25 protein-coding genes are annotated in these 23,597 nt (G+C 43.5%); 13 read left to right on the top strand and 12 right to left on the bottom strand.

The features are described from left to right. Window positions 1-46: 46 nt before the first annotated feature. From glyQ to ACX17N_RS10815, 7 genes are all read left to right on the top strand, one after another. Window positions 47-1,036, top strand: a complete 990-nt coding sequence (glyQ, locus tag ACX17N_RS10845; protein WP_458892585.1) for a glycine--tRNA ligase subunit alpha — start codon at window positions 47-49, stop codon at window positions 1,034-1,036. Beyond that, complete coding sequence (gene glyS, locus ACX17N_RS10840; protein WP_458892584.1) at window positions 1,036-3,105, top strand: glycine--tRNA ligase subunit beta; 2,070 nt, start codon at window positions 1,036-1,038, stop codon at window positions 3,103-3,105. The genes glyQ and glyS overlap by 1 nt, the downstream gene beginning before the upstream one ends. An 83-nt stretch (window positions 3,106-3,188) precedes the next feature. Continuing rightward, window positions 3,189-3,737: a DUF6932 family protein gene (locus tag ACX17N_RS10835; protein ID WP_228258634.1), complete on the top strand. Its 549-nt coding sequence runs from the start codon at window positions 3,189-3,191 to the stop codon at window positions 3,735-3,737. Then, window positions 3,718-4,632, top strand: coding sequence for a hypothetical protein (locus ACX17N_RS10830; protein WP_458892583.1), 915 nt, complete (start codon window positions 3,718-3,720; stop codon window positions 4,630-4,632). The genes ACX17N_RS10835 and ACX17N_RS10830 overlap by 20 nt, the downstream gene beginning before the upstream one ends. Window positions 4,633-4,786: 154 nt before the next feature. Then, a complete protein-coding gene (locus ACX17N_RS10825) occupies window positions 4,787-5,176 on the top strand; it encodes a hypothetical protein (protein WP_458892582.1) in 390 nt (129 codons plus the stop codon). 312 nt (window positions 5,177-5,488) lie between these two features. After that, window positions 5,489-6,100 (top strand): hypothetical protein, encoded by a 612-nt coding sequence (locus ACX17N_RS10820; RefSeq protein ID WP_458892581.1) that lies wholly within the window; start codon window positions 5,489-5,491, stop codon window positions 6,098-6,100. 185 nt (window positions 6,101-6,285) lie between these two features. Beyond that, window positions 6,286-6,693 (top strand): hypothetical protein, encoded by a 408-nt coding sequence (locus ACX17N_RS10815; protein WP_458892580.1) that lies wholly within the window; start codon window positions 6,286-6,288, stop codon window positions 6,691-6,693. A 54-nt stretch (window positions 6,694-6,747) separates the two neighbouring features. On the opposite strand, the gene ACX17N_RS10810 is transcribed toward ACX17N_RS10815, so the two are convergent. Both ACX17N_RS10810 and ACX17N_RS10805 read right to left on the bottom strand, forming a co-directional pair. Next, window positions 6,748-7,701 carry a 2-hydroxyacid dehydrogenase gene (locus tag ACX17N_RS10810; RefSeq protein ID WP_458892579.1) on the bottom strand — a complete coding sequence of 318 codons (954 nt, stop codon included), beginning with the start codon at window positions 7,699-7,701 and terminating at the stop codon, window positions 6,748-6,750. A gap of 412 nt (window positions 7,702-8,113) precedes the next feature. Then, window positions 8,114-9,388, bottom strand: coding sequence for a hypothetical protein (locus ACX17N_RS10805; RefSeq protein ID WP_458892578.1), 1,275 nt, complete (start codon window positions 9,386-9,388; stop codon window positions 8,114-8,116). A gap of 275 nt (window positions 9,389-9,663) precedes the next feature. Between ACX17N_RS10805 and ACX17N_RS10800 the strand changes: the two genes are divergently transcribed. Both ACX17N_RS10800 and ACX17N_RS10795 read left to right on the top strand, forming a co-directional pair. Further along, window positions 9,664-10,440, top strand: coding sequence for a class I SAM-dependent methyltransferase (locus ACX17N_RS10800; RefSeq protein ID WP_458892577.1), 777 nt, complete (start codon window positions 9,664-9,666; stop codon window positions 10,438-10,440). Window positions 10,441-10,463: 23 nt separating this feature from the next. Then, on the top strand, window positions 10,464-11,015 hold the full coding sequence (locus ACX17N_RS10795) for a hypothetical protein (RefSeq protein WP_458892576.1): 552 nt from the start codon (window positions 10,464-10,466) through the stop codon (window positions 11,013-11,015). Between the two features lie 86 nt (window positions 11,016-11,101). Here the strand turns inward: ACX17N_RS10795 and ACX17N_RS10790 are convergent, their stop codons facing one another. From ACX17N_RS10790 to ACX17N_RS10780, 3 genes are all read right to left on the bottom strand, one after another. Further along, window positions 11,102-11,509: a GFA family protein gene (locus ACX17N_RS10790; protein ID WP_458892575.1), complete on the bottom strand. Its 408-nt coding sequence runs from the start codon at window positions 11,507-11,509 to the stop codon at window positions 11,102-11,104. 67 nt (window positions 11,510-11,576) lie between these two features. After that, on the bottom strand, window positions 11,577-12,764 hold the full coding sequence (locus ACX17N_RS10785) for a TIGR03862 family flavoprotein (RefSeq protein WP_458892574.1): 1,188 nt from the start codon (window positions 12,762-12,764) through the stop codon (window positions 11,577-11,579). Window positions 12,765-12,767: 3 nt separating this feature from the next. Further along, window positions 12,768-13,436 (bottom strand): class I SAM-dependent methyltransferase, encoded by a 669-nt coding sequence (locus ACX17N_RS10780; protein WP_458892686.1) that lies wholly within the window; start codon window positions 13,434-13,436, stop codon window positions 12,768-12,770. Between the two features lie 82 nt (window positions 13,437-13,518). Here ACX17N_RS10780 and ACX17N_RS10775 point away from each other — a divergent pair, with 82 nt between their 5' ends. Beyond that, window positions 13,519-13,710 carry a DNA gyrase inhibitor YacG gene (locus ACX17N_RS10775; protein ID WP_458892573.1) on the top strand — a complete coding sequence of 64 codons (192 nt, stop codon included), beginning with the start codon at window positions 13,519-13,521 and terminating at the stop codon, window positions 13,708-13,710. Here the strand turns inward: ACX17N_RS10775 and ACX17N_RS10770 are convergent. The 5 genes from ACX17N_RS10770 to ACX17N_RS10750 form a co-directional block, all read right to left on the bottom strand. Then, complete coding sequence (locus ACX17N_RS10770) at window positions 13,707-14,351, bottom strand: MBL fold metallo-hydrolase (RefSeq protein WP_458892572.1); 645 nt, start codon at window positions 14,349-14,351, stop codon at window positions 13,707-13,709. The two genes, ACX17N_RS10775 and ACX17N_RS10770, sit on opposite strands and share 4 nt — an antisense overlap. Before the next feature lie 15 nt (window positions 14,352-14,366). Next, window positions 14,367-15,380, bottom strand: coding sequence for a ferrochelatase (gene hemH, locus ACX17N_RS10765; RefSeq protein WP_458892571.1), 1,014 nt, complete (start codon window positions 15,378-15,380; stop codon window positions 14,367-14,369). Window positions 15,381-15,455: 75 nt separating this feature from the next. Then, a complete protein-coding gene (locus ACX17N_RS10760; RefSeq protein WP_458892570.1) occupies window positions 15,456-16,475 on the bottom strand; it encodes a DUF4062 domain-containing protein in 1,020 nt (339 codons plus the stop codon). A 107-nt stretch (window positions 16,476-16,582) separates the two neighbouring features. Next, the gene (gene murI, locus ACX17N_RS10755; protein ID WP_458892569.1) at window positions 16,583-17,458 is read right to left on the bottom strand and encodes a glutamate racemase; all 876 of its coding nucleotides are present in this window, start codon (window positions 17,456-17,458) and stop codon (window positions 16,583-16,585) included. Between the two features lie 47 nt (window positions 17,459-17,505). After that, window positions 17,506-18,117: a DUF1285 domain-containing protein gene (locus ACX17N_RS10750; RefSeq protein ID WP_458892568.1), complete on the bottom strand. Its 612-nt coding sequence runs from the start codon at window positions 18,115-18,117 to the stop codon at window positions 17,506-17,508. A gap of 187 nt (window positions 18,118-18,304) precedes the next feature. Between ACX17N_RS10750 and ACX17N_RS10745 the strand changes: the two genes are divergently transcribed. Next, window positions 18,305-20,017, top strand: coding sequence for an electron transfer flavoprotein-ubiquinone oxidoreductase (locus tag ACX17N_RS10745; protein WP_458892567.1), 1,713 nt, complete (start codon window positions 18,305-18,307; stop codon window positions 20,015-20,017). 96 nt (window positions 20,018-20,113) lie between these two features. Here the strand turns inward: ACX17N_RS10745 and tusA are convergent, their stop codons facing one another. Further along, window positions 20,114-20,371, bottom strand: a complete 258-nt coding sequence (tusA, locus tag ACX17N_RS10740) for a sulfurtransferase TusA (protein ID WP_458892566.1) — start codon at window positions 20,369-20,371, stop codon at window positions 20,114-20,116. Between the two features lie 231 nt (window positions 20,372-20,602). Between tusA and ACX17N_RS10735 the strand changes: the two genes are divergently transcribed. Together ACX17N_RS10735 and lnt are read left to right on the top strand one after the other, a co-directional pair. Continuing rightward, entirely contained in the window at window positions 20,603-21,442 is an 840-nt protein-coding gene (locus ACX17N_RS10735) for an HlyC/CorC family transporter (protein ID WP_458892565.1), read from the top strand. After that, window positions 21,439-22,998, top strand: coding sequence for an apolipoprotein N-acyltransferase (lnt, locus tag ACX17N_RS10730; RefSeq protein ID WP_458892564.1), 1,560 nt, complete (start codon window positions 21,439-21,441; stop codon window positions 22,996-22,998). Before ACX17N_RS10735 ends, lnt begins: the two co-directional genes overlap by 4 nt. Window positions 22,999-23,066: 68 nt before the next feature. Here lnt and ACX17N_RS10725 read toward each other — a convergent pair whose 3' ends face one another. After that, window positions 23,067-23,408 (bottom strand): hypothetical protein, encoded by a 342-nt coding sequence (locus ACX17N_RS10725; RefSeq protein ID WP_458892562.1) that lies wholly within the window; start codon window positions 23,406-23,408, stop codon window positions 23,067-23,069. Between the last annotated feature and the right edge of the window lie 189 nt (window positions 23,409-23,597).

Below are 23,597 nucleotides of genomic sequence, written 5' to 3'. Positions count from 1 at the left end.
CCTTATACTTAGGGGCAATTTTTCTCTAATTTTTAATGGATGCACCATGAGTCGCGCCATATCGCATATTGATACATTTCAAGGCTTAATTCTTGCCTTACAAAACTACTGGGCTGAACAAGGTTGTGTGGTTTTACAACCTTACGATATGGAAATGGGAGCAGGAACATTCCACACTGCAACCTTCCTTCGTGCATTAGGACCAGAAACGTGGAACGCGGCTTATGTACAACCTTCACGTCGTCCAAAAGACGGTCGTTATGGGGAAAACCCGAACCGTTTACAGCACTACTACCAATTCCAAGTAGTGCTTAAGCCAAACCCAGACAACATTCAACAGCTTTACCTCGACTCTTTAAAAGCGATTGGAATTGATCCTTTGGTTCATGACATTCGCTTTGTCGAAGACAACTGGGAATCTCCAACATTGGGGGCTTGGGGCTTAGGTTGGGAAGTTTGGTTAAACGGTATGGAAGTGACTCAGTTCACTTACTTCCAGCAAGTCGGTGGTGTTGAATGCTACCCAGTAACGGGTGAAATCACTTACGGTCTTGAGCGTTTAGCCATGTACCTGCAAGGTGTGGACTCGGTTTACGACTTGGTTTGGACCAAAGGTCAATTCGGTACAGTAACTTATGGCGATGTTTTCCATCAAAATGAAGTTGAACAATCGACCTATAACTTCGAATACGCTCCTGTCGACAAACTCTTTGAATTGTTCGATTTCTACGAAGGCGAAGCCAACCGTTTAATCGAAGCGAAATTGTCTCTTCCTGCGTATGAGCAAGTGGTTAAAGCGTCGCATACCTTTAACTTACTCGATGCACGTGGCGCGATTTCAGTAACTGAACGTCAACGTTATATTTTACGTGTGCGTACTTTGGCGCGTGCGATTGCACAAAGCTATGTGGCAGCGCGGGCGGAACTCGGCTTCCCAATGGCAGAGCCACACTTACGTGACGAAGTGCTTGCACAACTTAAAGCACAGGCTGAAAGCGAAGCAGCCCAAGCAGAAAAAGCAGCGGAGAGCAAATAATGTCTAAACATACTGTTTTATTCGAACTTGGCTGTGAAGAACTTCCACCCAAAAGCCTGAAAACTTTACGTGATGCTTTAAAAGCTGAAACTGAAAAAGGCTTAAAAGATGCGGGCTTGGCGTTCGATGCCATTGAAGCCTATGCTGCCCCACGTCGTTTAGCCCTCAAAATTGTGAATGTCGATGCGGCTCAAGCCGACACGCAAAAACGTTTTGATGGTCCTGCGGTACAAGCGGCTTATGATGCAGAAGGCAAACCAACCAAAGCGCTAGAAGGCTTTATGCGTGGTCAAGGCATTACTGCAGATCAAGTATCGACTTTCCAAGCGGGTAAAGTTGAAAAAGTCTGCTTCTTGAAAGATGTGAAAGGTCAAAGCCTTGAAGCACTCTTGCCACAAATTTTACAAACAGCGTTAGATAACCTTCCAATTGCAAAACGTATGCGTTCTGCGGCAAGCCGTACTGAATTCGTGCGTCCTGTAAAATGGGTTGTGTTGTTGAAAGACAACGATGTAGTTGAAGCGACGATTCAAGATCACAAAGCAGGTAACGTGACTTATGGTCACCGTTTCCATGCGCCTGAAGCGATTACCCTTGCCAATGCAGATGCTTACTTAGATGCACTTCGTGCAGCAAAAGTTGTAGCGAATTTTGAAGAGCGTCAAGCCATCATCGACCAGCAAGTGAAAGCCTTGGCGGATGAAGTGAATGCGATTGCGATTGTGCCTACGGATCTTCGTGATGAAGTCACTGCTTTGGTGGAATGGCCTGTAGCATTGCGTGCCAACTTTGAAGAACGCTTCCTTGCGGTTCCTCAAGAAGCTTTGATCACCACCATGCAGGACAACCAAAAGTATTTCTGTTTGGTCAATGCAGACAACAAGCTCCAACCTTACTTCATTACCGTTTCTAACATTGAGTCGAAAGACCCAACGCAAATTATTGAAGGGAACGAGAAAGTTGTACGTCCACGTTTGTCAGATGCTGAATTCTTCTTCTTGCAAGACCAGAAGCAACCGCTTGCATCTCGTAAAGAAAAACTGGCGAATATGGTGTTCCAAGCACAGTTGGGTACGCTTTGGGACAAATCTACTCGTATTTCCAAATTGGCTGTTGCCCTTGCGCCAATTACTGGTGCCAATGTGGCTGATGCTGAAAAAGCAGCACTGCTGGCTAAATGCGATTTAACTTCTGAGCTTGTGGGTGAATTCCCTGAACTTCAAGGTATTGCGGGCACTTACTATGCACGTCTTGAAGGCGAAAATGATGAAGTGGCTGAAGCCTTAGGCGAGCAATATCTTCCTAAATTTGCGGGTGATGTATTACCGCAAACTAAGACAGGTACCACCATTGCCCTTGCAGACCGTTTAGACACGCTCACCGGTATTTTTGGTATTGGTCAAGCGCCGACTGGTTCGAAAGACCCGTTTGCATTACGTCGTTCTGCAATTGGTATTTTGCGTTTAGTGACTGAAAACAACTTAGACGTTTCAATTGAAGAACTCATTCAGTTGGCTTTAGCAACTTATGGCGATGTGGTAAAAGATCACGACAAGACTTTGACAGATGCAGTGGCATTCTTAGAAGGTCGTTACCGTGCGAAATACGAAGACCAAGGTGTCGCTGTTGATGTAATTCAAGCAGTTCAAGCCTTGTCACCAAAATCACCGCTTGATTTTGACAAGCGTGTAAATGCGGTAAATCACTTCCGTAACTTGGCGGAAGCGGCTGCTTTGGCTGCGGCAAACAAACGTGTTGCCAACATTCTTGCCAAAGAAGCGACACCTGAGGGTGCTGTGGTTGAAGCGAAGTTGGTTGAAGATGCTGAAAAAGCATTATTCGCAGAACTTCAAGCCATTACTCCAGTGGTTGAACCATTATTGGCTGCGAAAGACTATACCGAAGCGCTTTCTAAACTCGCTGCCCTTCGTGCGCCAATTGATGCCTTCTTTGATGGCGTAATGGTGATGGCGGATGATGCTGAATTGAAAGCTAACCGTTTACGTTTACTGGCTCAGTTACGTGGCTTGTTTACAAGTGTTGCAGATATTTCAGTGTTGCAGCACTAAGTTGAATAATTGAAATAAAGAAACCCGCTTTTGAGCGGGTTTTTTTTATTCTTAGAATTTAATATTTATGATATAAAATCAAAATGATAACAAAAAACATCCATATGATAGACAATAATTTTACAGAAAACATAGAGAAAGACCCCCAACGATTATCTGAAGGTAAGGTAATTTATCCGTGTTTACTAGATCCTGGTATTCATAAGATATCTTTGGAAAATTTGGAAAAAACAGTTCTCAATCCATTTCAAGATAAAAGAACACGAGCTAATTTATGCAATCGCCTAAGAGCCTTAATTCAGGAATTAGAGGCTTATCAAGTTGAGATGATAATCTGGTTAGACGGATCATTTTGTTCAAAGAAACCTCATCCTAGTGATATTGATATTGTTTTATTTCTCAATGAAGGAGACCTGAATAAACTTTTATCCGAAAAATATAATGAGTTACTTTCATTTCTAGAAAATCGTAATACAATTCGCGCCCGATATGGGTGTGACTTGTTTTTTAACACTATGAGCGAAGTAGATCGCTATCACTATTGGCGTAGTCTTTTCAGTTACAATCAACTATCTGAAGCTAAAGGTTTCATTCAACTTCGAGTAAACTCTCATGAACATCTCTACTCTTGAAGAACAAATACATTTAGCTGAAGAGATTTTGAATAAGGATAGTCAGACCTTAGATAAAAATGATCGCTTCAAAATAGCTTCGTTTAACTCCTTTAAGGAACATCTAAATAACCTCAGAAAGCAGCTCCGCGATCTACAACTCCGTAGAGAAAAAGAAATTCTAGAAGTTCGCTTCATAGGTGACAAAGCTCACAATGGCTCTCTACCTTTGATGCTACATGCAACTTTGTCAAAAGGTTTAGCTGAGAGCCTAATTACACTTTCTACAAAAGTAAGAACTCCTAAAAAACATGCTGACTTTGTTAACCAATCTGACTTAGATCTACGTTTAGCAAATATTGTTTCAGGTTCAACAAAATTCATCATCAGTTTAGAAATTCAGCCAGACTTATTTGGATGGAGTTTGTCGCAAAATACCCTTTCCCATTGGTTCTCATTTTTTCAATCCTTAGATAATCCTGAGATAAATCAAGAAATCTTCTCAATTATGGGTAACAAAGGTATTGCTAGCATTAAATCTATGCTTTCAGCTTTGAAAAGCAATAATTTAGACTTTGAAATTAATTGGGATTCACATCAAAATCAAAAACATTATTGGATGGGCAACACTAATAAAATTGATAAAGCTTTAAACTTTTTAAATGAGCTAGTAATTCAAGAACCAGTTGAATGCGAGATTTCTGGGATAATACAAAATCTTGATAGATCAGGAAAAATTACTCTTGTAAATGAGGATAAAAAAATCTATCGAATAAGATTAGAAAAATCAGTTTTATCTGAAATAGAAAAGTTACGTATCAACCAGTTTGTAACATTAAAAGTAATTAAAAATATTAGCACTCACCCAACATTTGATAAAGTTATAGAAAGCTATGATTTCATTAATATTATCTAAAATCAAACTTCCAATCTGCTCTTAGAAATAGCTTTAATATCAATATTAGAGTATAGAAAGCTAAGCCCAAAATTCCAAAAGCAGAATACTATGGTCTTCCTTTTCACAATTCCCTATACTCAAGCTAACAACACTCAACAAGAAAGAACGTTATATGAAATTAAAAACACTTTTACTTACGGGCTTAACTTGCACAGCACTTACAGCATGTACCTCATCTCCTAAAATTCCACAACTGGAAACAGGTGTACTGCAAGAAGTTCAAAACTTAGATGTCTATCCAAACACCACAGATAACAAAGCAAAACTGACCAAATTTGTCGACAAGTGCGTCATTGAATTTACGGGGAATTTAGACGGCAACAAAGTCATTGAACAATGGTCATTTAGAGGCAATACCCTCATTACTGGCGGCACAGCAACCTTTGCCAAAGATGGCACCAGCCAAGCTCATAATTTCGACCTCAATAATGCCGAAGTCCAACAAAACTTTATCAAGTTACGCAAAAACTTTGCCAAAGAAGCCGTTGCACAATGTAACTAAGCTTCAGCCTAGACTTTGCGTCCATGTCACGCAAAGTCTAGCCAAAGCGCGGCATCTTCAACTCTCTCCCCCTGTTTAATCTTCTCCCCTGTTGTTACAAACACCATGCCGAAATGCATCAACATCACAGCGTCTATACAGGAACAAGCCCCATTTCTCGGCTATCGCTACAATTGCGTGGGTATTGTTAAACTACACGACTAAACTGTAGAGGTTTCATCTCAAATCGAAAAAACACCGATTGATCTGTTTATGATGGCTCACATTCAGCACTCCCATGACATGGGGTGAAGTCACAGAGGAAGATCCAACATGAACATGATGAAAACCGCATTAATGAGTACCGCATTTTTGGCTTCAGCTTCGGTCTTTGCCAATACCGCCATCCATGCTCAAGCCAATGCCACTACCGAGGTGCAAGGCTCTACTCACGGCGTACTCCACAATATTCATGAAGGTGTAAAAAGTTCTACCCAAAAAGTGGGACATGGTTTAAGCACAGCAACAGAAAATGTCGGACAGGGCATTCAACATACATCTAGCCAAGTCGGACAGGGCTTAAGCACAGCATCGGAACGGGCTGGACAAGGCCTTGAAAAAGGTGCTGAACAGAGTAAATCTGCCAGTAAAGCTGCATGGCACAACACCAAACAATTCAGTGCCGCACAGACACAAAATGCGCGTCAAACCCTACATAAAGCCAAAGACTCCAGCGCAGACCAAGCCAAACGTAGTCAGCAATATGTGGGGCAAAAAATCAAACAAGGCAAAGCAACTACTGAACGAACTTGGGACAAAACCAAAACAGCATTGACCACCCCGGCGCAGGCAGATGTCAACGCACAAGTGGGCGTACAGACACCGATTAGCAAAACCCAGATTGGCGTGACGGGTCAAGGCTCAATCCATAACCAAAATAATTAGTTTAATCCGTTTTCATGGCCACATTTTTAACTCAAGCTGTGCGCTACAGCGCACTGAAAAATCTTGACGGATGCATGGATACAGCAGAATATGATGTATCCATTCAGTCGTGTCACACTATTAAAAGCACATTTGCCTGATGTGCTTTTGCCTAAATAGATGTCGAGCAATAGAGGAATATGTTGATGCACTTTGTAAAAACAGCATTGTTATCCAGCGCGGTCATTGCCGCCATGATGTTATCTGCGCATGCCGCAGAAAGCAGCAAGAAAAATGACTATGGCGACAACCCGAATATTTTTGAAGTCTTGGGGCAAAAAACCTTGGATACAGCTCAAGATGCTGCCAATGCCGTAGACCGTACCACCATGGATGGTATTGCCAAAGTCCGACCTAAAGTCGCAGAAACATGGCAAGGCACCAAAGCCTATAGTGAAGAGCAAGCTGAAATTGCCAAAGAAAACTCGCAAAAAGCCGCGGCCAGTGTCAATAGAAAATGGCATGAAGCCAAAGCCAACGTTTTAGGGGATCCGAATAGCCCGCCTGCCCCAATTGAATCACATCCTTTAAGTGCTCCCCCTCAAAATAACTAAGGGTTTTCGCGACTGAGGAAAAAGCGTTGCACTAAATACAACGCTTTTGGAGGCTTAAGCCACCCGACGAATCGGCTGACCTTGTTGATATGCTAAGGTATTTTCCAGCATTTGCTGCACAATACGTTGCCGAGCATCAACACTTCCCCAAGCACTATGTGGGGTAATAATTAAATTCGGGATATCGGCTGCCAGCAAGATATTGCCATCTTTCGGTGGCTCTACGCTCAATACATCGGTTGCCGCACCTGCAATTTGCCCTGTACGCAAAGCCTGCGCCAAAGCGGCTTCATCGACAATGCCCCCACGCGCGCAATTGATTAAAAAAGCACTCGGTTTCATCGCCGCGAATTCGGCAGTACTGATTAAATCACGGGTGGAATCGGTCAGTGGACAATGTAGGCTGAGAAAATCGACCTGAGGTAATAATTCAGCCAAAGGCAAGCGACCTTCACGCTGTGGACGATCCGCCAAACCTGCAATTAACACCCGCATATCAAAAGCCTGTGCCAACTTGGCCACCGCCTGCCCTAACTCGCCATAACCGACAATGCCCAAGGTTTTACCCGCCAGTTCCACAATTGGAAAATCCAGCAGACAAAACTGTGATGATGTGTTCCATTGCCCCTGCTTCACTGCTGCATCATATTTTAATAGTGAAGTGGCCAATGCCAGCATTAAAGCCAGTGTATGCTGTGCTACGGCAGACGTACCATAACCCTGACAGTTACACACCACAATGCCTTGTGCTTGGGCTTGGTGCAAATCCACATTGTTGGTGCCTGTCGCAGAAATCAGGATGAGTTTTAATTGTGGGCATTGCTGCATGATCTGTGCACTAATCTGCACTTTATTGGTAATGATAACCTCAGCATTCTGCACTCGTGTCAGCACCTGTTCTGGGCTTGTGGCAGCATAACACTGGAGTTCGCTAAACACGGCTGTTAAGGCGGTTAAATCTAAATCCTGTTGATCTAAAGATGCTACATCCAAAAATACCGCGTTCATCCTGCCCTCCTCGATTTATTGGCAATGCCCTGTAGGGACTTTATTAAAAGCCAAAGCCGATTCAGGTGCAAGTGTGCTGGAATAAAAAGAAAAATCCACTATTTTGTGGATTCTTTTATACACTCATGCACGGAAACGCGAATTTGTTGATACACATAAATCGCCAGAATCAAAACCAGCTGCAAGCCACTGGCCAGCATAATCGCTGCCAGATTAAACGCTTGAAAAAACAGATAGATGAAACTCAGAATTAGTGTCGTCGATACAAGCACAGCAGGTATAAATAGCCTATTCATACAGCCAAACCTTGAATGAGAAATGAAAAAAGAGTGGATAATTTTTATCCACTCTTTTGATCTTAATCCAATTTACTGAAAAATCAAGCCTTCAGAATTCAAGAAGTTTCATCCAATTACGACTCGTCTTCAGGCTGCGTCATAAACTTGGCAGTGTCAGGCGTATCTTCGACAAAGTCGTTACCGCCATATTCATCACTACTCAAATTAAACTGCTTATAACTCAATAAGTAATGATCACTATATTTTTTCAAAACCAAGGGATGCATGCCCGCTGAAAGTTCATCCTGCTCTTTAAACAGCTTCATGACATGACGGTCATTCATGGCAATCACATAGCGTTCATCATTCAGGCTGATTTGAACCAAGCCTGTGCCTTTGGCAAAAATTGGAATCAGGAATTTATGATTCAGGTTAATGGCATTTTGTGCATAGCTTTCAATTTTCTGGCTAATCACGTTAAACACCAAGCCATGCCCAAAGCTATCCAATAACTGACTGTTATTTTCCTGCGGCAAATTCACCTGAATCCCGAGCTTTAATAAATCCTGCTCACTGACCTGACGGTTGCTGAGTAACTGACGAATAATGCTTTGTTTTAATTTGGCATCAAAAAACTGGCTGTCCAACTGCATGTCATTGTTTCTAAGAATTTTCCCCAGTGAACGACGATGATGTGGCAACAGAGTTTCAATCACTTTACGATAATAAAACTTGCTGCCTTTTTTTACCTGACGAATTTTTTGATAGAAATACACGCTATCAAATTCACGGGTTAAAAAGTCATTTAACAGCTCGGAACTGGCCAACACGGCAATCGCATCATGCCCAGTAAATGGCAAATTCAAGGTTTTGATTTCAGGAATGACCTGCTCCAGCAGCACATAGTGCGCGCGGTCTTCCTCGCAATATGGGTCATAGACCACAATATATTCACAGTCCGTGGCAATATCTTGCGGTTGCACCTGCATATTGGCATTCAATTCTGCATGGTAGAACATGTTATAGCGACTGTCTTCTACCACCTCTGGGTCAATCGAATATTGTGGCACCAAAGACACCACACGTTTCAAGCCCAATAACTTTGAATACTTAATCGCGGCATAGCCCCCCATGGAACCGCCATAACCAATGCGCTTTTGAAATGGGGCAATCAGGCTCTCAATCGCTTGTAAGAGGTTATGCATGGACTCGGCAGGAAACCACGACTTTTCCTTAGGCATAATGCCAATAACATTAAAATCGAATTTTGCCAGTGACTTTTCAGCGTTAATCGAAAGCCCTTTGGCACGGGTAATTAAATCACCAAAAGAAAAAACCAACTCGTCTGACGAACCTTTTAAAAAAATAGCGCGAATTTGTTCATCTTCAAAAATAATGTGTTTATCCATGTCCACACCGAAACAAATCGGCCCTAATTTTTGGTATCAATAAAATTCATAGTGCAGCTGCTTATCATGCTGTCTATGTAGGAGAACGTCTTGACTGTCATCTTCATCACAATCAACAACTTTATAAATCTACGGCATCACACCGTTGCAGCATTTTAACGTATGCGTCTGCAGATGTATGTATTAGAAAAACAAGTCCTGTTAAAGCTTGCTTACATTCATCTACAAGGACTATGTTATTTTATAGATGCACAGCAGATAAAAAAGCGCAAAATATGACACAATCACTTCATCCTGCCGCACAACAAGGCTTTAGTTCTGGCGCCGAACTTTATCAACAGGTTCGTCCAAGTTATCCGCAACAGATCGTGACTTGGCTACATGAACAGCTCCACCTCAGTGCACAGTCTCACGTGATTGACCTCGGTTCAGGTACTGGAAAATTTATTCCTTATTTGCAGCAAGTCACCTCCCACATTGTGGCGGTGGAACCGATTGCAGAAATGTTAGCGCAATTGCAACAACGCTATCCGGATATTCCGACCTTACAAGCCAGCAGCGAGCAACTTCCCTTGGCCGCTGAAAGTATCGATGCGGTGCTCTGTGCGCAATCTTTTCACTGGTTTGCCACGATTGAAAGCCTCAACGAAATCCATCAAATCTTAAAACCGAATGGACAACTGGGCTTGGTCTGGAATCAGCGTGATATTGAGGTGGATTGGGTGAAAGCATTGGCAGATCTGCTCGAACCCCTCGAAGGCGATACGCCACGCTTTCATCATGGCACATGGAAACAGGTATTTGAGCAACAATTTTTATTCCAACTCGATCAGGTTAAAACCTATCGGCATTGGCATACGGGGCGGGTAGAAGATGTGGTCTCGGGGCGTTTACTTTCGACCAGTTTTATTGCCGCTTTACCTCAAGCCCAACAACAGCAATTAAAAACTCAGTTTGAGCAGATTGTGGCCAGCTATACAGGAAAGTCTGTGCAAGATGAAATTGCTTTTCCTTATGTCACCTATGCCTATAATTTTAAGAAAACAACATAGATTTCACTTTAGGACAATTCAAAATGAGCCAAATGAAAGCATATTTACTCCCCTTATTATTCAGCTCGTTATTGTTTACCGCATGCAGTAAAAATAATGAAGCAGATGCTCCAGATCCTTCTGAAGATCGTATGATGCAAGAATTAAGTTCTTCCCCAATCCAAGAGTTTCCGCAAACGGCCAATGATCAACATGACATTAGCCTGTTACGGGATTTTGACCGTCGCTTCAGTGATATGAGCGATGAAATGGAAGATGAATTAATCAAAATGCGCGACAATGGCAGTCTTAGCGATGAATTTGCCCGTAGCCGCAAACAGGACAATATCCAATCGGCACTGACCATGCTCAAAGATCTGGATTTAAAAACCGAGCAAGGGCGCTATATTCAAGGGCTGATGGCACAGTACTGGGAAAACCAAGCCAAACTTTTGAACAACAGCAGTAAACCTGCGCAGAATCTTCCAAACTCAACCCCAGATAATATTAAAGGGCTGGGAGAATTCCTGCATGCACAAGAACAACTGGATCATTGGGAAGCGCAATACGCACCTGCGGAACAACCCAAATCGTAAATGCTCGACGCAGATGACGTCATCATGATTTAAAAAAAGACAAGCGAGGTTAACCCGCTTGTCTTTCAGCGTGATCTCCTAAACGCTTAAGGGCGTTCACTATACTGTGGTAACGCATCACAAATGCTGTCCCACTCGGCCTTTGAATCCACAAAAATATGCATGGTCGGTTTTTGCTGCAAAGGGGTATCTAGGGTACCAATTCTTAAACGGTAATAATCTGGTGTATCCGTTTTAATGCTCATAATCGGTGAACCACACTCACTGCAAAAACAGCGCTGAGTCGTGGCAGTCGACTGATAAGATTTTAAAAATTGCTCACCCTGTAGCACCTGAAAATCTGACTTTTTAATTGGCGCATTGGCAGCAAACGCAGTCCCATTGGCTTTACGACAGCGTTGGCAATGGCATTGCACCACATCACCAATTTCACCGCGAACTTCGTAACGAATGGCTCCACATAAACAGCTTCCCGCATAATTGTGTTGTGACATCAGTTCAGCCCTGTGCATGAAAGAGCTTTAAAACTAACATGTCTAACTCAGGCAGGACACCTGTTTTTCAATGCTGCGACAGATATTCGTGTACCCCTTCACCTGCTGCACGTCCCGTCGCAAAACACGCTGTGAGCAAATAACCCCCTGTAGGTGCATCCCAGTCCAGCATTTCACCACAACAAAAAATCTGCGGTTGCTGTTGAAGTTGCAATTGTGCATTTAGCGCGTCACGTTTGACCCCACCGGCACAACTAATCGCTTCTTCAATCGGGCGAAAGCCTGTTAAGGGAATCTGCAACTGCTTAATCTGCTGTGTCAATTTTTCAGGGTCATGCCAGTCTGCTTTCGGCACCAACTCACGCACTAAACTGGCTTTGGCCGAATCTAAGCCTGCTTTACGCCAGAGATTACTTAAGGACTGTTTTTTGCTTGGCTGCAGTTTTTGCAGCAATTGGGCATGGCTCAGTTCAGGTAACAAATCCAGCTGCAATTGCATGACAGACTGCTGTCTTAAGGCTCTCCCCAGCTTATAGATGAGTCCACTCTCCAAGCCATAATGCGTGATCACGATATCGCCCTGACTCTTTTCCGCCGGATTGACCCAAGCCTCGACCCGTTTTAAGGGTTGCCCAAACACGGGCTGCATAAAGCTCGACCATAGGCGCTCCACCCCAGCATTGCTGGCTTGAAATGGATTTAATTGGTCTGCTGCTAACCAATTTTGCCACTGACCATCACTGCCCAGTTCTGGCCAAGAGATGGCACCACATGCCAGGACAATCGCATCAAAGCATTCACTCAATTCACGTTGCTGTAGCAAATCTTTGATCTGCAAGCGATTCAACTGAATCCCTGTGCAACTGTGCCGATAATGAAATTGCACGCCCTGAGCGCCTAAACGCTTTAACCAAGCTCTTAACAACGGTGCAGCTTTCATTTCAACAGGGAAAATACGTCCGGATGACCCCACATAAGATTCAATGCCCAAGCCCTGCATCCAATTTTGAATCCAGCTGGCATCCCAACGGCGAATCCATGGTGCTAGCCAATCTGCTTGATCATAGCGCTGAATAAATTGTTCTAATGGCTCTGCATGGGAAATATTTAACCCCGTCTTGCCTGCCATTAAAAACTTACGGGCAGCAGAAGGCTTTTGCTCATAGACATGAATATCGTACTTGAATTGACTCAGGACTTCTGCGGCCATCAAACCCGCTGGCCCTGCACCAATAATAGCGATTCGCTTGCTCATGGCTTATGAATCACTTTGCGGGTGGGTCGCAGCTTGTTTCGGCATATTCACACCGGCCAAAGGCTGAAAATCATCAAAGCGCGTGGTGTAATGTTCAGGCTTTTGAATCAATAATTGCTGACACAATTCTCCACGCTCTAAATATTTAATTTCAAAATGCGTTCGGGCTGAGTCGGAAGCAACCACTTCTTTGACATAGGGTAACTTCCAGACCTGTTGTAACTGCTGCTCCGCTTCCGCTATGTATTCTGGAATATTGCTGGCCAATGTAATTTGCCCACCCACCTGTAAACGAGACAGTAGAAACTCGAAAAACGGCATATTTAACCAGCGCTGTGCGGGATTATGCGGTTCTGGATTTGGATAGAGGATGAAAAACTGCTGGACCTGAGCAGGTGCTAAAGCATGCACAACCCAGGGTAAAGCATCCGCATGAATAGGGGTTAAATTCGGCTGCCCTTCTAATTGATGCTGCTTTTGCATGGCTAAGAACTTTTCACGCGTACGCTCGACAGCAATTAATTTGCATTCAGGATGTTCACGCGTAAAGAGCAAGGCATGTTTGCCTTTGCCTGCACCAATTTCCACACAAATCGGGTCTGAATCAATCATGATAAAATCACGAGGGGCATGCATGTGCTGTGCTTGAAATTGACGAATCGGCATAATCAGATCAAACTTAAGAAAATCTGCGCCAGTCTAACACTGTGCAAAGTTTTGACCAAATCTTGCAACCGATTCACAGGAGCCAATCATGCCCAAGACCTTTGCTTGCCCACGTTGTGGCGAACCTTCTACTTGGGAAGGGAATCCTCATCGACCATTCTGCTCGGAACGCTGCAAATTGATTGATTTAGGAGCATGGGCCAATGACGAATATAAATTGCCTACACAAGATGCACCTCAAGCAGGTACGAAACGTCACGAAGATGACTATGAAGACTAACCTGCTTTACCCGCGACAAATGGATTGTGCTGTTTTTCAAAGCCAATCGTGCTGAGCGGCCCATGACCGGAAATAAATTGCGTTTCATCGGGTAAGCTAAAACATTCACGCTTGATTGAATCAATCAACTGTTGATGATTACCGCGTGGAAAATCTGTTCGACCTATCGAGCCTTTAAACAAAACATCGCCTGTCCACAACAAGGCATTTTCCGCATTATAGAACATTACATGCCCTGGAGTATGCCCCGGTGCAAAACGAACTTCGAAACTTTGCTGACCAAGCTGTAACGTTTCCCCACCTTCCAACCATTGGGTCACTTCGACCTTTTCTGGAATCGGAAAACCGTAACGTGCCGAAACGTCTTGCAGCATATCTAGCCAGAATTGGTCTTCTTTATGCGGTCCAACCACAGGGACATTCCAGATCCGACTCAAGGCACCGACCGCTCCAGCATGGTCTAAATGTCCATGCGTCAGCCATAAGGCTTTAACTTTTAACCCTAATGCCTCTACTTCTGCCTGCAATTTTTCAGGTTCACCACCTGCATCAATTAAAACCGCTTCTTTACTTTCAGAATCCCAGACAATGGAACAATTCTGTGCAAAAGCAGTTACTGGTACAATTTTTACTTGAAGCATCGTCGCAGGTCTCACTTAAGAATAGGCTAATGTTTGACGTAAGCCATCAAGATTAGCTTGCAATAAACTGAACAGCAATTTTAGATGATCTTCCCGCGTATTCAATGCCGGAATATAGGCGTACTGTTCACCGCCCTGCGACAAGAATAACTCGGCATTTTCAATCGCCAATTCTTCTAAAGTTTCCAGACAATCGGCAGAAAAGGCCGGACTCATAATCTGTACCGACTTTACCCCCTGTTCAGCCCACTCTTGTAGCAATTGATCTGTGTAAGGTTTGACCCATTCCTGTTTACCAAACCGTGACTGGAAACTAATCGCCCATTGACCCTCACTTAAATTCAGCGCTTGAGCCAATAATTGCGCGGTAATACGACAACGATCAGCATAAGGATCACCCTTATCGGCATAAGGCTGCGGAATACCATGAAAGGACATCAACAGTTTTTCCGCCTGTCCATGCACTGCCCAATAATCTTGAACACTTTGCGCTAAAGACTGAATATACAAAGGGTGCTGATAGTAATCCCGCACAATTGAAATCCCCGGCAAGTTACGTTGCTTCTGCATCCACTGTGCCAAAAGATCGTATAACGGTGCCGTTGATGTGGCTGAATATTGCGGGAATAACGGCAGCAGAATCAGATGGTCTTGGGGCGTTTTTTCTAGGCTGGCAAGCACACTAGATAATCCTGGCTGACCATAGGTCATGGCAGGCACCACATTCAATTCAAATTCGGGATAGTGTTCAGATAAGGCTTGTCGAATCTGCTCGACCTGCGCCAATAAAATCTCACGCATCGGAGAATCTTTTGACCATACACTGGCATAGGCATGTGCTACCCGTTTTGGTCGAAACGGCAAAATAAACAAACGCAAAATGATTTGCCACAACGGCTTGGGAATCTCAATCACGCGTTGGTCCGAAAGGAACTGCTTCAGAAACCGTCTCACTGCTGGAGCAGTTGGTGCATCGGGCGTTCCTAAATTGGCTAAAATAACGGTAATTTTTGCTTTTTCCGCAGGCATTATGCAACCTTCATATCCAATTCAACCCACCCACTTTAACAACTTTTGAGTTAAATTAAATATGAATTAATACAATTATTTCGATAGAGAAACACGATGATCGGCAAGCAGATAAGTTTCAATGATGTTATGTCCTTTCTGCGTCAGCTTCCATAACATGCGTTGACGGTCATCACGCCCTGCAGGACTAATCCACTCATTTTGGCGCATCTGCATTTTAATGTTATGCAAGGCTCGAATATTGATTTGAGCACGAGCAACAGCATGTGCACGTGGCATTTCCTGTCGCGCATCGTCCAAACCAATTTCATTCAAATATTCATTCATACGTTTAGAAAAATATTCTTCAGGCGTTGGATTGACAAAAGTACTGCCCAGTACTGCCAATAAGTCAGACCATGTCAGAGTTTTCTGAATTTTCAGCTCTTTAAAATTACCGTCCTGATAGGCATGTATGCGATATTCAAAACCAAAGGCTTCATTCATCGCCACTTTCGGCAAAGTCAAAAATGGATCTGCTTCTCGCGTCCCCAAATCGCGCTCGAGCTGGTTAATTTTGGCTTTTAGACGGTCAATTTCATCATGTAAGGCTTGTGTATTTTGAGGACGCACCCAACCCGTTGCTGGAGATCGTTCAAGCATATGGGTCATGTTTAAACGCACGGCCATTTCTAAGTCACGCAAAGTGCGGTAAGTAAAGACCTGATCTGCCTCTTGTTGTAGCAGCTTACGGAATTCATTAAATTTTTCTTTTAATTCTGGTTTCTGATCGTGCAAGGCTGGATCACGTGATGCTGGATCTTCATGCATAAACACAATAATCGGTTTTTGTTTGGTCACAGCATAAATATATTCAAGATGCATATACCCCACACCAGACACCGATTGTTCACCATATTGGCTACCAAGAAGAACAATCACATAGTCACAATCATCAATTTGACGACGTGCAAATGCTGTACTCAAAGGTGTTCGTTGTTCTAATCCCCATGAGAAAAATCCCATACCAACCAAAGTTTGAGATAAAACCATGCGCTCTGGCTGCATGTCCGCACCAGAGGTTGAAATAAATACTTGATAACGCTTATCGATCATTGGTTATCCTCATCCTTTCCTTTCATACCGCAGTTACAGCCATGCAGTATGACGACCCCAATTATTAGTATGAATGCATAAGTTCAAGACAGATTATTGTTCTACATCTATTTTGTTGCGATATCCGCAATACTCCAACTCAAGTCCGCTTGAATCAAGTGTTGCAAAATCGGTTCTAGATGTGTGGCATTATTTCCACTGACATAACATTCTATGCGCAGCAAACCATCATTCCGTCTTTGTTCAAATAATAACTCATTTTTTAATAAAATACGGCTAGTTTGACGCGCAACGGCATATCCAGAGTCAATTAATGTCATTTTTTGCCCAAAAATTGATTCGATTGCTGGTTTTAAGAACGGATAATGGGTACACCCGAGCACCAAATAGTCTGCGCCCTGATCGACCACAGGCTGCAAAAGTTGTTCTAAGGTCATTAAACACGCAGCACTCATTTGCTGACCACTTTCGACAAAAGGGACCAAATCCAGACAAGTGACAGGCAATACCGTGACCTGTGAAGGAATTGCGAAACGCTGTACCACATCATGAATCAGCTTGCCTCGAAAAGTCGCTGGCGTTGCCAGTACTGCGACGGTTTTACTTTGGCTTTGCAATACAGCGGGTTTTAATGCCGGCACCAAACCAATAATCGGGAAATTCTCTCCATAATGTTCGCGCAAATAATCCAGACTAAAGGCTGAGGCGGTATTACAAGCCACCACTGCAACTTTACAGCCTTGGCGATAAAGCCATTCGATGGCGCGTGCCGTCAGCTCACGAATTTCCTGATCATCGCGCGGACCGTAGGGCACATTGGCCGTGTCGGCAAAATAGAGAATCCGTTCATTGGGTAAATAGCGAGCGATTTCTTGCGCCACCGACAATCCACCAATACCCGAATCAAAAATTCCAATCGGGGCATCCAACTGCGCTTTTGGCATTGGATTGATTAAGGGATAAATCGGATGAATCGCTGTCATAACACACTATTCACAGGTTTGGATGGGAGATAAAACAAGCTTAAACCTCAAGTGCCTAATTGCAAGTGAAAATCACCGCTTTGTAGCGTTAAGATGGTATCACCCTGCTCATTTTCAAGCAGTGTGCCCATTTCAATTAAATGAAAAAAAGCCGAACGCTGAATTAAGGCATTAATTCCCCAACGTACATGCACATAAGGACGCAGTTCACCAGCATATTCACGCATAAAAATAGGATGTGCTACATCAACAATAATCACATCATCATGTGTGGTCTGCAGTTGAATATAGCGTTTATCCTCAATGACCACGGAGTCAACTTGATTGACGAACAAGGGTTCATCTTCTACCTCAATCTCAATTTGCTCGGTGGGGGTCTTTAAATAAAAACGCCCCTCTTCTTTCCAAAGCACGCTTGAAAACAGGTCCAGTAAGGACTGACGCTTAATCAATTGACCTTCGTGCCACCATTCTCCATTGGCTAAAACCTTTAAATCCATTCTGCCACAATGCTTTGGCTGCCATTGCTCCAAAGGGGGGATTGACCTTTTGTGACCGCCCTGTGCACTTTTTAAGTCTTGTGCAATACTCATTAAGTTTTTATCATCAATTTTCGCTGAATTATTCGTCGGGCTACTGGAATTAGTTTGATTTACCATGAATTAATGCCTACTTGACGTAAAAATATTATGATTCAGCCAATTGGCTAGACCGCGGTTTAAAACTATACTAGCCCACAATATAAAAGGCATGCTATGACAGTTGTGCCGAATATTTAAGAACACTCATGGCAGCACTGTAAAGAGTCATACAGTTGCCACCTTTAAGTAATATGAGGAGTCCTACATGGAACACATCGAACGTGAATCGATGGAGTTTGACGTCGTTATCGTAGGCGCAGGCCCTGCAGGTCTTTCTGCTGCGATCAAAATTCGTCAACTTGCGATTGAAAACAATTTATCTGATTTATCCGTTTGTGTGGTAGAAAAGGGCTCCGAAGTCGGTGCACATATTCTTTCAGGTGCTGTACTCGAGCCACGTGCAATCAATGAACTCTTCCCGAACTGGAAAGAAGAAGGTGCGCCTTTAAATGTTCCTGTAACGGAAGATAAAACCTATTTCTTGATGTCGCCTGAAAAAGCGCAAGAAGCGCCACATTGGATGGTGCCAAAAACCATGCACAATGATGGCAACTATGTCATTTCATTGGGCAACGTGGTGCGTTGGTTAGGTCAAAAAGCGGAAGAGCTAGAAGTTTCAATTTTCCCGGGCTTTGCTGCAGCTGAAGTACTTTACCATGCAGATGGCACGGTCAAAGGTATTCAAACTGGTGACATGGGCATTGGTAAAGATGGCGAGCCAACGCATAACTTTACCCCAGGTTATGAACTGCATGCCAAATACACCATTTTTGCTGAAGGCTGTCGTGGTCACTTAGGTAAGCGTCTCATTGCCAAATTTGATTTGGACAAAGATGCCGATCCACAGCACTATGGCATCGGGATTAAAGAACTTTGGGAAATTGATCCTGCAAAACACAAACCCGGTTTAGTGATGCATGGTGCAGGCTGGCCTTTAAGTGAAACAGGTTCTTCAGGCGGTTGGTGGCTATACCACGCAGAAAACAACCAAGTGACTTTGGGGATGATCGTCGATTTATCTTACGAAAATCCACACATGTACCCATTTGCAGAAATGCAACGCTGGAAAACCCATCCACTGGTGAAACAGTATTTAGAAGGCGGTAAGCGTATTTCTTACGGTGCACGTGCCGTGGTGAAAGGTGGTTTCAACTCACTACCGAAGTTTACCTTCCCAGGTGGTTCTTTAATTGGTGATGATGCAGGCTTCCTCAACTTCGCTAAAATTAAAGGCTCACACACCGCCATGAAATCAGGCATGTTGTGTGGTGAAGCCGTATTTGAAGCGATTCAAGCCGGTGTTGCCAAAGGTGGTGATCTCGCGATTGCTCGTGTCACTGAAGGTGAAGACTTCTTCGCGAAAGAACTCACGGCTTACACCGAGAAATTCAACAACAGCTGGTTAAAAGAAGAGTTATACAACGCGCGTAACTTTGGTCCAGCCATGCACAAGTTTGGTCAATGGATGGGTGGTGCATTCAACTTTATCGACCAAAACGTGTTTAAAGTACCGTTCACTTTACATGACCTCGTGCCTGACTTCAGTGCATTAAAAACGGTCGATGCGGCAAGCTTTAAACCAAACTATCCAAAACCAGATGGCAAATTAACTTTTGACCGTTTGTCTTCAGTCTTCGTTTCAAATACGGTGCATGAAGAGAACCAGCCTGCGCATTTGAAACTGACCGATGCCTCTATTCCAGTGAATGTCAACTTACCAAAATGGGATGAGCCTGCACAGCGCTACTGCCCTGCCGGTGTTTACGAAATCATGGAAAATAATGACGGTTCAAAACGTTTCCAAATTAATGCGGCGAACTGTGTTCACTGTAAAACGTGTGACATTAAAGATCCATCGCAAAACATCACTTGGGTAACGCCAGAAGGTGGCGGTGGTCCTAACTACCCGAACATGTAATATCAGCACATTGTGTCGCATTTTACTCGGCACTACTGCTGCATAAAAAATCCCCTCAAATGAGGGGATTTTTTATTGGTAAAACTTACTGGCTAATTAGCCCTTTTTCACCAAATAATGAAATTCTTTATTGCCATTTTCATCTAAACGTTCTTCTTGCAATAATAACTCGTGTCCCAAATGCAGACAAAATTTAGGAATATCCCAAGAAGTTGAATTGTCCGTTGCAAATACCTCAACCACATCCCCTGATTTTGATTTACGGATAGCTTGATGCAGCATCATCACAGGTTCTGGACAACGCAAACCACGGGTATTTAATTGTAAGGTCGGGGTAACAGAGGATTCAGACATCAGGACACTCTAGGCTTAGAAACAGGGATATTCTAACATAAACTCAGCACAGCACAGCAGCGGCTGCTTGAGCAGCCAAATGATGCTAAAAATGCCAATTTCAGCACCAGACTCAAGATTGAAAAATGACGATAACATTCATATTTTGCTATATTTTTTGCATAGACATCTGCATTTTCTAAGGTATGATGAAAATAATTTTTTTCATATATAGAGCCTTTAGGAAAGATCATGCACGATGAATCAAGCCCGTCGTGGGGCATGCGTGGCTTAAGAAAGTGGTTAGGAACTGCACCGGAAACTCGCGACGAACTGTTAAAATTAGTACAAGATTCACGTCGTTTTTTAGAACCCGATACTGTTGCAATGCTTGAAGGCGTGCTTGACCTGCCTGCAACCAAAATCCGTGAAGTCATGACTCCGCGTACCGCGATGATTAGCCTGCAAGAAGATGATGAATTACTGGATATTTTGCATGTGCTGATTGAATCTGCACACTCGCGCTTTCCGGTATTTTCATCCGATCAGCCCGATAATGTGGTCGGGATTTTACTGGCCAAAGACTTATTGCCTTTCCTCACGGAAAAAGCCAGTAAAGTCGATATTCGGGTACTGATGCGTCAGCCGCTGTTTGTACCTGAAAGTGCTCGCTCTGACCAAGTCTTACGTATGTTGAAAAACACGCAAACCCATATTGCTGTCGTGATTGATGAATATGGGACAACCTCTGGTTTGGTCACCCTTGAAGATATTCTTGAAGAGATTGTCGGAGAGATTGAAGATGAGCACGACATGGTCGATGAAGAAGCTCAATACATCGTACCAGATGATGATCCGAAGACAGCCAATACTTGGTTGGTGCAGGCACTTACACCAATTGAACATTTTAATAATCTTTTAGATGCTGATTTTCCTGACGATGAAGTAGAAACTATGGGCGGTTTATTGCTTCAAGAAATTGGTTTAGTGAGCGATCTACAAGGTCAAGTGATTGAAATTGGCGATTGGGAATTTACCATTGTAGAAGCAGATGCACGTACTATTCATCTGATTCGAGCTGTACTTAAATGAGAACTTATTTTCAGGCGCTGTTAAACTCTTCACAACAACAAAAACAGCTCCCCGTCATTTTACCTTTCATGATTTCCCTCAGTGCTGGTGCCATTCTAAGCTTTGCCTTGGCACCTTATTACTACTGGTGGATTGCACTCCTCTCCCCGGCCTTACTGTATGCCTGCTTACATCAACGTTCTGCAAAACAGGCGTTTTTCATTGGCTGGGGCTATGGTTTCGGATTGTGGTTTGTTGGCGCCTTTTGGCTTTACACCTCCATCCATGTCTATGGCGATACCAGTGCTGTACTCAGTGTCATTATGATTGCGATCATGGCGCTGGCGATGGGCCTTTTTACCGCACTACAAACCTGGATTTATCGCAGATTTTTCCCCGAAACGCCACTGACCTTTGCGCCACTTTGGGTGTTGTTTGAATGGGCAAAAACTTGGGTATTTACAGGTTTCCCATGGTTATTCGTCGGTTATGCCTTTACCGAACGTTTCCTCGATGGCTATGCACCACTTTTTGGCGTGTTTGGGGTATCCTTTGTGGTGATTCTCTTGGCCTGTGCCTTGGTCGAGATGCTCCATAAAAAATTCTTTTGGCTCATTCCCGCGGTGCTTTTACTGTTAGGAGCATGGGGAGCGGCTCAACTACAATTCGTACAACCGAAAGCAGAAAAGCCTCTCACGGTATCCCTCGTTCAGGGCAATATCCCGCAAGACCTGAAATGGCTGACAGAATACCAGACCCAAACCTTGATGATTTATGCTGAACTCACTCGAACTGAATGGGGACGGGATTTAATTGTCTGGCCGGAGTCGTCTATTCCGATGTTCCAAACTGATATCCAACCGTTCTTGGATGCCATGAAAGCTCAAGCGCAAAAAACAGGAACCTCTTGGGTCACTGGCATTCCGTATTGGGATCTAAAGGCTTCGGCACAACAAGACAGCCCCATGTTCTATAACAGTATTATGGCGCTCGGGGATCATGCCGATGGGCTGTATAAAAAGCAACGCTTGGTTCCATTTGGCGAATATATTCCGCTGTCTGGCATGCTCAGTTGGGTACTGCCAGCCTTACAAAACGATCCTTCGGTGAGCGGTTTTTCACGTGGTGCTGCCGATCAAAAGCCCTTACAGATTAAGCAGCATAACTTAGCTGCGGCCATTTGTTATGAAGTGGCTTATCCAAATCTAACCCGACGCAATGCCAGCAATAGTGATTTCTTAGTCACGGTGTCTAATGATGCCTGGTTTACTGGTACGGCGGGACCTTGGCAGCATTTACAAATGGTGCAAATGCGTGCCAAAGAAAATGGTCGCTGGTTTATTCGTGCCACCAATACGGGTGTGACAGCCTTCATTGACCATCACGGCCATATCGTGCGCCAAGCTCCGCTGGATCAAAAAGCAGTGTTACGCGGTGATTTACCGGCGATGCAAGGTCAAACCCTGTATACCCGCCTGAGTGACTGGCCAATTCTTGGATTCTCAGCGCTCTTATTAATCATTGGCTGGATTTTCCGACCACGCAAAGTCGATATTTCCTTTAAATCTCGACGCTAAGACATAAAAAAGGGAGATCAATATCTCCCTTTTTTTCAACACATATATTTCACTGGCACTGCTCAACGCTAAAATAGAACCGTGACTTGGGTTGCCAAATAAGCTGCCAAACTCGACAAAAATAGCATGGGAACATAACGGTACAATTTGAATACCACTTGCTCAGTGTGTGACAGACCCCTGCATTGCCATAGTGTGGCCTTGAGTGCCTTTAAAAAACAGACCACGCTCCAAGCTGTCACAATACTTAGGCTGACAAAGCCCACCATAATCTGACTGCTCCCTTCGGTATGCTGCCACAAGGTCAATGCACCTTGTATCATGGGCAAAACAGTCAGAATTAACACAACCGATTTCAGCATCGCCCAATGAAATTGGGTAATTTGATCTGATATCACGAATGCTTTCATTCTATTCTCCCCCACAACAATTTTTTGTTATGTAAATCATTATGCAAGGATTTTTTTAAATAAAAAGACTATTTATCTTCATAGTTGACTATTTTTGTAAGCATTACAGTTAGGAATAATTCTTATTATAACTCTCAAAAACCAATGATTATCTATATATATTATTTTTCAATATCTTATATTATAAAA

This window comes from Acinetobacter sp. GXMZU3951 (assembly GCF_054457875.1).
Note: the sequence above shows the minus strand (reverse complement) of the source record. Positions and strands in the feature narration are given on the sequence as shown.

Excerpts from the sequence above, each read along its gene's own strand:
- glyQ (WP_458892585.1), top strand. The coding sequence starts at position 47 with ATGAGTCGCGCCATATCGCATATTGATACATTTCAAGGCTTAATTCTT.
- tusA (WP_458892566.1), bottom strand. The coding sequence starts at position 20,371 with ATGTCTGAATCCTCTGTTACCCCGACCTTACAATTAAATACCCGTGGT.
- ACX17N_RS10835 (WP_228258634.1), top strand. The coding sequence starts at position 3,189 with ATGATAACAAAAAACATCCATATGATAGACAATAATTTTACAGAAAAC.
- ACX17N_RS10745 (WP_458892567.1), top strand. The coding sequence starts at position 18,305 with ATGGAACACATCGAACGTGAATCGATGGAGTTTGACGTCGTTATCGTA.
- ACX17N_RS10795 (WP_458892576.1), top strand. The coding sequence starts at position 10,464 with ATGAGCCAAATGAAAGCATATTTACTCCCCTTATTATTCAGCTCGTTA.
- ACX17N_RS10820 (WP_458892581.1), top strand. The coding sequence starts at position 5,489 with ATGAACATGATGAAAACCGCATTAATGAGTACCGCATTTTTGGCTTCA.
- ACX17N_RS10770 (WP_458892572.1), bottom strand. The coding sequence starts at position 14,351 with ATGCTTCAAGTAAAAATTGTACCAGTAACTGCTTTTGCACAGAATTGT.
- ACX17N_RS10775 (WP_458892573.1), top strand. The coding sequence starts at position 13,519 with ATGCCCAAGACCTTTGCTTGCCCACGTTGTGGCGAACCTTCTACTTGG.
- ACX17N_RS10790 (WP_458892575.1), bottom strand. The coding sequence starts at position 11,509 with ATGTCACAACACAATTATGCGGGAAGCTGTTTATGTGGAGCCATTCGT.
- ACX17N_RS10810 (WP_458892579.1), bottom strand. The coding sequence starts at position 7,701 with ATGAACGCGGTATTTTTGGATGTAGCATCTTTAGATCAACAGGATTTA.
- ACX17N_RS10725 (WP_458892562.1), bottom strand. The coding sequence starts at position 23,408 with ATGAAAGCATTCGTGATATCAGATCAAATTACCCAATTTCATTGGGCG.
- ACX17N_RS10785 (WP_458892574.1), bottom strand. The coding sequence starts at position 12,764 with ATGAGCAAGCGAATCGCTATTATTGGTGCAGGGCCAGCGGGTTTGATG.
- hemH (WP_458892571.1), bottom strand. The coding sequence starts at position 15,380 with ATGCCTGCGGAAAAAGCAAAAATTACCGTTATTTTAGCCAATTTAGGA.
- ACX17N_RS10815 (WP_458892580.1), top strand. The coding sequence starts at position 6,286 with ATGCACTTTGTAAAAACAGCATTGTTATCCAGCGCGGTCATTGCCGCC.
- ACX17N_RS10805 (WP_458892578.1), bottom strand. The coding sequence starts at position 9,388 with ATGGATAAACACATTATTTTTGAAGATGAACAAATTCGCGCTATTTTT.
- ACX17N_RS10825 (WP_458892582.1), top strand. The coding sequence starts at position 4,787 with ATGAAATTAAAAACACTTTTACTTACGGGCTTAACTTGCACAGCACTT.
- ACX17N_RS10750 (WP_458892568.1), bottom strand. The coding sequence starts at position 18,117 with ATGGTAAATCAAACTAATTCCAGTAGCCCGACGAATAATTCAGCGAAA.
- lnt (WP_458892564.1), top strand. The coding sequence starts at position 21,439 with ATGAGAACTTATTTTCAGGCGCTGTTAAACTCTTCACAACAACAAAAA.
- ACX17N_RS10830 (WP_458892583.1), top strand. The coding sequence starts at position 3,718 with ATGAACATCTCTACTCTTGAAGAACAAATACATTTAGCTGAAGAGATT.
- ACX17N_RS10735 (WP_458892565.1), top strand. The coding sequence starts at position 20,603 with ATGCACGATGAATCAAGCCCGTCGTGGGGCATGCGTGGCTTAAGAAAG.
- murI (WP_458892569.1), bottom strand. The coding sequence starts at position 17,458 with ATGACAGCGATTCATCCGATTTATCCCTTAATCAATCCAATGCCAAAA.
- ACX17N_RS10760 (WP_458892570.1), bottom strand. The coding sequence starts at position 16,475 with ATGATCGATAAGCGTTATCAAGTATTTATTTCAACCTCTGGTGCGGAC.
- ACX17N_RS10800 (WP_458892577.1), top strand. The coding sequence starts at position 9,664 with ATGACACAATCACTTCATCCTGCCGCACAACAAGGCTTTAGTTCTGGC.
- glyS (WP_458892584.1), top strand. The coding sequence starts at position 1,036 with ATGTCTAAACATACTGTTTTATTCGAACTTGGCTGTGAAGAACTTCCA.